The organism is Rhizobacter sp. P2_H2, assembly GCF_056403375.1.
The window spans coordinates 1-5,102 of the sequence record NZ_JBFUFP010000343.1 but is presented as its reverse complement, the minus strand read 5'-3'; the positions used below and the strand labels follow the sequence as shown (position 1 = coordinate 5,102).

The following is a 5,102-nucleotide window of genomic DNA, read 5'->3' as shown; positions in this document are numbered from 1 at the left end:
CCTGGAAGATCTCCAGCTGCCCGCGCATCCAGGCGTCGCCGACCAGCGTATTGAGGGGGACCACCACTTCCACGACGAAGCGGGCGAGGCCCAGGCTCAGCTGGGCCTGCGTCAGCAGGCGTCGCAAGGCAGCCAGGTCATGGGCACGAACGAGTTCGAGGTACTGGATCAAGGCCGGCGCGACCGGTTCGACGGGGCGGGCTGCGGCGGCGCGGCGCACCGGTTCGGGGCTGCTCTCGCTGAGCCGGCGCAACTCGTCGATCGGCATGCCGACGACCCGGCCGGGCCGGTGCCCGCCATCCATCAGCCGGCGCACGATGCGCAGTTTCTCGACCTGGTCGAGCGGATACGAGCGCTCGCCGAGCGCATCGCGCTGCGGCAGCGGAAAACCGTAGCGGCGCTCCCAGACCCGCAAGGTGTCCTTGCTGAGCCCGGTGTCGCGCTCGACGGCGGAGATCGACAGGGTCGGGGCTTTCATCGTGGCGCGCCCGGGTTGACAAGCGGCCCGCGCAGTTCAACATCGTCCAGGGCAAACCCGGACAATGACGACAAAATTGAGCGATTCGTTGACATCGACACCCATCCTGACTTGAACGAGCCCACCCGCATGATCCGCTTCCGCCACTTCCGCCACTTCCGCCACTTCCGACTTCCCCTCGCACTCGCCTGGACCGTGCTCGCCGGCGCGCTGCTGGCACCCGTTGCCGCCTCGGCGGCCCCGGCCTGCCCGGCCTTGCTGGACCGGCAGGCGCTGCGCCTGCAGGACGAGAAGCCGCAGAACCTGTGCCAGTACGCCGGCCAGGTCGTCGTGATCGTCAACACCGCGAGCTTCTGCGGCTTCACGCCCCAGTACAAGGGCCTGGAGGCGCTGTACCAGCGCTACCGCGACCGCGGCCTGGTCGTGCTGGGATTCCCGTCCAATGATTTCGGCGCGCAGGAGCCGGGCTCAAGCAAGGACATCGCCGACTTCTGCGAAAACACCTTCGGCGTGAAATTTCCGATGTTCACGAAGACCCGCGTGGCCGAGTCTGGCGGCGCGCAGGTCGATCCGCTGTACGTGGAACTGCGCAGGCGGACCGGCGCCGCGCCGAAGTGGAACTTCCACAAGTACGTGGTCTCGCGCGACGGCAGCGCGGTGCAGAGCTTCGCCAGCACGGTCGAGCCCGATGACGCGGCCTTCGTGCGCGAGATCGAGCGCCAACTCGGCGCGAAGTGATGGGCCGGGCACGCCGCTTCGATGTCACCGGCCGCGCCGACGCCCGGCGCCGGGTCACATCGGGACATGTTTTTTTTCGGTGAATGACGGAACTCACGGGAACACTGGGCGTCTCATCCCTCCAGAGACGCGCCGGGGCGCATGCCTGCGGCACGTCTCTGGATCCGGTTCTTGCGTTGCACAGCCGGCCTGCTCCGCAGGCTGAAATCCCGAGGCGGTTCTCCTCCTCCCTCCTCCCTCCCTCCTTCGCCGCGGGGCGCTGTGCAGCGGTTTTTATTCCCGGCCCGGGCCCGTGTGCCCCGGCCGCCTCGACCTTCCTGGTCGACGGGGCCTGAGCGGCTTGATCAGGTAGCGCCCGTGGATCCGGCTCCGCCGGGCCACCCGGCGCGCGCCCTCGAGGGGGCGCGCGGCGCCTCGGGGGCGGGGGTCATCAAAGCCAGCCCTTGCGCCTGAAGTACCAGAACGGGGCGATCACGCTGAGCACCATCAGCACCAGCGCGTACGGGTAGCCGAGCGACCAGTCGAGCTCCGGCATCGCCTTGAAGTTCATCCCGTAGATGCTCGCGATCAGTGTCGGCGGCAGCAGCGCGACGCTCGCCACCGAGAACAGCTTGATGATCTTGTTCTGGTTGATGTTGATGAAGCCGACCGTCGCGTCCATCAGGAAGTTGATCTTGTCGAACAGGAACGCGGTGTGGCTGTCCAGCGAATCGATGTCGCGCAGGATCTGGCGCGATTCCTCGAACTGCTCGGCGTTCAGCATGCGGCTGCGCATCATGAAGCTCACCGCGCGCCGCGTGTCCATCACGTTGCGGCGGATGCGGCCGTTCAGGTCTTCCTCGCGCGCGATCGCGGCCAGCACCAGCGCGGCGTCGCTGTCGGTGATCTCCTTCTTCAGCACGCGCGCGCCGACCGCCTCCAGGCTGTCGTAGATGCCTTCGAGCGCATCGGCGCTGTACTCGGCATCGGCGTCGTAGAGCTTCAGCAGCACGTCCTTCGCGTCCTCGATCAGGGCCGGGATGCGGCGCGCCCGCAGGCGCAGCAGCCGGAACACCGGCAGGTCTTCGCCGTGGATCGAGAACAGCACCTTGTTGTGCAGGATGAAGGCGACCCGCACGTTGCGCGGGGTCTGGTCGTCATCGATCAGGAAGTCGGAGCGGATGTGCAGCTCGCCGTTGTCTTCTTCGTAGAAGCGGGCCGATTCCTCCAGGTCGTCGTCGACCACGTCCTCGGGGATGGTGACGCCGAAGTGCTCGGCGATCCAGCTCTTTTCCTCGGGGGTGGGCGCTTCGAGGTCGACCCACACCGGCGTCACGTGGGCCAGCGTGTCGGCGCTCGCGATCTCTTCCTGAAACAGCCGGCCGTTGACCAGCGTGAACACATTCAGCATGCAAGGGCTCCGGCAGACGTTCAGGTCAACGGCGGATTATCACATCGCTGAAAACGTCGACCTTCTCACGCCTGCCGCGCCGCGTCCAGCACGGGGCGCCGATACCAGGGTTTTGCGGGTGTCTTTAGCTTGTCACACCCCGCGTGCAGGTGCACACTGGTTTCAACGACCTCCCGGTCCACCCTCTCCTCACGCATCGCCTCATGCCGTTCACGGCGACCCCCTCCCAGCTTCCCCCCCACCTCTGCGAAAGGAGATCTCATGAATTTGACGATCAGCGGACACCACCTCGAGGTGACGCCAGCACTCCGTGAGTATGTGCTCACAAAGCTGGATCGGATCACGCGTCATTTTGACCAGGTGGTGGATATCAACGTACTGCTATCCGTCGAGAAGCTGAAGGAGAAGGAACGCAGGCAAAAGGCTGAAGTCACGCTGCATGTGAAGGGAAAGGACATCTTCGTCGAGAACTGCCACGAGGACCTCTACGCCGCCATCGACCAGCTGATGGACAAGCTGGACCGGCAGGTCTGCCGCCACAAGGACAAGCTGCAGGACCACCACCATGTGGCTGCCAAGCGGATCGATGCGACCTTGTGAATCCGCCACCCGCGGTGAAATCCGCGGATGCGACCGTCGAGCGGCCTGCGGGCCGCTTTTTCTTTCGGCCGGCGCAGGTGCCGGTTGGGTTTCTGCAAGGTTTCGCCCGCACTTGGTGCGCCGACCCCCTCGAACCGGGTCGGTACGTTGCTGCAATGCAGCGTCGCGTGCAGAATTTGGCCTTCGGCGGGGCAGTCCGACGTTGCGCCGTCAACCCGGTTTCTATAATTTCCCGTTAAGACTGACACGGCATACCGCCGTGGCACATCGCCGAATGAATGCCTCCATCCGAGGCCAGAAGTGACCCGCCGATGAATCGACTCGCCGCCATTCTCCCCGTGACCAACGTCCTGATCGACGTGGAGGCCACCAGCAAGAAGCGTGCGTTCGAGCATGCGGGCCTGCTGTTCGAAAACCAGCACGCCATTGCGCGTGCCACGGTCACCGACAACCTGTTCGCCCGCGAGCGCCTCGGTTCCACCGGGCTGGGCCATGGGGYTGCAATTCCGCACGGCCGCATCAAGGGCCTGAAGAATCCGCTGGCCGCCGTGGTGCGCGTGCAGCAGCCGATTCCGTTCGATGCACCCGATGACGAGCCGGTCAGCCTGCTGATCTTCCTGCTGGTGCCCGAGGCTGCCACGCAGCGCCATCTCGAGATCCTCTCCGAGATCGCCGAGATGCTCAGCGAGCGCGAGCTGCGTGAGCGCCTGAAGAGCGAGGCTCCGGCCGCACGCGTGCATGAGCTGATCTCCAATTGGGAACCGCTGAAGTCGGTGGCATGACCCCGTCGGCGGGGTTCGGCGGGGCTGGCGCGTGAAACCGTCGGTCATCAGTGCGGAGGCGCTGTTCGAGGAGCACCGCCCGGCGCTGCGCTGGGAATGGATTGCCGGACATGCCCATCCGGAGCGCCGCTTCGACGAGGCGGCGGTGCGCAACGCGCAATCGGCGGCCGACCTGGTCGGCTACCTGAACTACATCCACCCGTACCGCGTGCAGATCGTCGGGCGGCGCGAGGTCGCCTACCTGCAGGATGCGTCGCTCGAGGACCAGGAGCGTCGCATCCAGCGCATCGTGACGCTGGAGCCGCCGGTGGTGATCGTCGCCGACAAGCAGGTGCCGCCGAACCGGCTGGTCGCGTTGTGCGACCGTGCCGATATCCCGTTGTTCGTCACCGACGAATCGGCCGGCCATGTGATCGACGTGGTGCGCGGCTACCTGAGCCAGCTGTTTGCCGAGCGCACGACGCGGCACGGCGTGTTCATGGACATTCTCGGCGTCGGCGTGCTGCTGACCGGCGAATCGGGCCTGGGCAAGAGCGAGCTGGGGCTGGAGCTGATCTCGCGCGGGCACGGGCTGGTGGCCGATGATGCGGTCGACCTGTTCCGCATTTCGCAGACGGCGCTCGAGGGGCGTTGCCCGGAGCTGCTGATGAACCTGCTGGAGGTGCGCGGCATCGGCCTGTTGGACATCAAGGCGATCTTCGGCGAGACCGCGGTGCGCCGGAAGATGCGGCTGAAGCTGATCGTGCACCTGGTGCGCAAGGAGACGCTGGACCGTGATTTCGAGCGCCTGCCTTACGAGCCGCTGAACGAGGACATCCTCAACGTGCCGGTGCGCAAGGTGGTGATCGCGGTGGATGCGGGGCGCAACCTGGCCGTGCTGGTCGAGGCGGCGGTGCGCAACACGATTCTCCAGCTGCGCGGCATCGACACGTATCGCGAATTCATCGAGCGGCATCAGCGGGCGATGCAGAACCCAGACATGGAGTGAGGTTGCCCTGCCCGGGCGGGGGGCCGGACGMTGCGCTGTACGAGCAGGTTTCGCCCTGCCGGGCGAGTCACTTTCATTTGTCTTGCCAAATGAAAGTAACCAAAGCAAAGGCGCTTTGAAAACCAT

General features: G+C 65.8%; 6 protein-coding genes. 4 read left to right on the top strand and 2 right to left on the bottom strand.

All coding sequences use genetic code 11. The annotated features are described in order from the left end of the window. The coding region (locus AC1D15_RS17485) for a MerR family transcriptional regulator (protein WP_477826971.1) at positions 1–478 on the bottom strand (478 nt) is incomplete at its 3' end. Between the two features lie 129 nt (positions 479–607). Between AC1D15_RS17485 and AC1D15_RS17480 the strand changes: the two genes are divergently transcribed. Next, positions 608–1,216: a glutathione peroxidase gene (locus tag AC1D15_RS17480; protein ID WP_477826972.1), complete on the top strand. Its 609-nt coding sequence runs from the start codon at positions 608–610 to the stop codon at positions 1,214–1,216. 430 nt (positions 1,217–1,646) lie between these two features. On the opposite strand, the gene corA is transcribed toward AC1D15_RS17480, so the two are convergent. Beyond that, complete coding sequence (corA, locus tag AC1D15_RS17475) at positions 1,647–2,606, bottom strand: magnesium/cobalt transporter CorA (protein WP_047501827.1); 960 nt, start codon at positions 2,604–2,606, stop codon at positions 1,647–1,649. A 261-nt stretch (positions 2,607–2,867) separates the two neighbouring features. On the opposite strand from corA, the gene hpf reads away from it, so the two are divergent. The 3 genes from hpf (at position 2,868) to hprK (ending at position 4,976) form a co-directional block, all read left to right on the top strand. After that, positions 2,868–3,206 carry a ribosome hibernation-promoting factor, HPF/YfiA family gene (gene hpf, locus AC1D15_RS17470; RefSeq protein WP_047501829.1) on the top strand — a complete coding sequence of 113 codons (339 nt, stop codon included), beginning with the start codon at positions 2,868–2,870 and terminating at the stop codon, positions 3,204–3,206. Positions 3,207–3,517: 311 nt separating this feature from the next. Further along, entirely contained in the window at positions 3,518–3,988 is a 471-nt protein-coding gene (locus tag AC1D15_RS17465) for a PTS sugar transporter subunit IIA (RefSeq protein WP_477826970.1), read from the top strand. Positions 3,989–4,019: 31 nt separating this feature from the next. Then, positions 4,020–4,976: an HPr(Ser) kinase/phosphatase gene (gene hprK / locus AC1D15_RS17460; RefSeq protein WP_465111587.1), complete on the top strand. Its 957-nt coding sequence runs from the start codon at positions 4,020–4,022 to the stop codon at positions 4,974–4,976. Positions 4,977–5,102: the final 126 nt, after the last annotated feature.

Excerpts from the sequence above, each read along its gene's own strand:
- AC1D15_RS17480 (WP_477826972.1), top strand. The coding sequence starts at position 608 with ATGATCCGCTTCCGCCACTTCCGCCACTTCCGCCACTTCCGACTTCCC.
- corA (WP_047501827.1), bottom strand. The coding sequence starts at position 2,606 with ATGCTGAATGTGTTCACGCTGGTCAACGGCCGGCTGTTTCAGGAAGAG.
- hpf (WP_047501829.1), top strand. The coding sequence starts at position 2,868 with ATGAATTTGACGATCAGCGGACACCACCTCGAGGTGACGCCAGCACTC.